Origin of the sequence: Thermogutta sp. (genome assembly GCF_014359955.1) — a bacterium.
In the GTDB taxonomy this organism is placed as follows: Bacteria; Planctomycetota; Planctomycetia; order Pirellulales; family Thermoguttaceae; genus Thermogutta.
The window spans coordinates 1-1,076 of sequence record NZ_JACIYL010001095.1; the positions used below are offsets into that span (position 1 = coordinate 1).

Here is a 1,076-nt window from a genome sequence, read left to right on the forward strand (position 1 = left end):
CCGCGTGACACCTCAGGCCGATGTCCTGCCGAAACCGCCGAGCAAGAAGTGATCGCTGTGCGTTCGCGCGTCTGCGGCCTGAATCGGAAATCCGCTCGAACAGGCGGTGACGGAGAAACGCTGCGGATAATCCGGTGAAAAAACGTCCCCGGCAAGCAGGTCCCGGCGACGGAAAGTCCGAAGGGGTGCGCCTGTTGGGCTCGAAGAAGGTGAGTGGAATACGCAGGCGCGTAAACGCCGTGTAAATGGAGATCCGTCGGTGCCCGCGTGTGGTGTGACAGCGGCTACCGCCATCAATTTTGCTGCGCCTGTCGTTGGGCCCGCCGGGGTCGGTTCTCCGCTTTCTGAGCTTTGCCAGCCGGTTCCGGCGTGTGCGGAGTAGGCATCGGGGCGTGGATTTCTGCCCGCCATTTCTTCAGCAGCTCGTGAAGTTCGGCAGCTTTCTGGGGATTCTGCGAGGCCAGATTCTTTTCCTCGCCGATGTCCTCGCGGAGGTTGTACAGCTCCAGATGGCCATCTTCGAAAAACTCGAGGAGCTTCCAGTCCCCCAGCCGGATAGCCCCGACAGGTGTTGTCCGCCAGGTGCCCTGACTGGCTCCCAGATAGCCGGGGAAATGCCAGAACAGCGGTCTTTCCGGGAACGGGGCTTTGTCCCCCTGCGTCAGCAACGGCACAAGGCTCACGCCGTCAAGCACGTAATTGGCGGGCGGGTTTGCGCCGGCCAGTTCGAGGAGCGTTGGATAAATATCGACGCTGTGGATCGGCACGTGACATACCGTTCCTGACGGAATGTGACCTGGCCAGCGGAAAATGAACGGGACGCGGATCCCTCCCTCGTAAAGCATGCCTTTTCCGCCGCGGAGGGGTGCGTTATCCGTGATGCTTCCCGCCTGAATTCCGAGCCGTTCGTACCCGCCCACTCCCCCGTTGTCGCTCGTGAAGATGACGAGGGTATTCTCGTCCAGTCCGAGTTCTTTCAGCGTGGCCAGGATCCGCCCCACGCTTTCATCGACGCTGGCGATCATTGCGGCATACACGGGGCTGTGATGGCCGCCTGCTGGAGGCTTTCCCTCAAA

1 protein-coding gene is annotated in these 1,076 nt (G+C 61.3%); it reads right to left on the bottom strand.

All coding sequences use genetic code 11. The annotated features are described in order from the left end of the window. Window positions 1-293 precede the first annotated feature (293 nt). Window positions 294-1,076, bottom strand: a 783-nt coding sequence (locus H5U08_RS19610) for a sulfatase-like hydrolase/transferase (RefSeq protein ID WP_297037105.1), incomplete at its 5' end; no start/stop codon positions are given.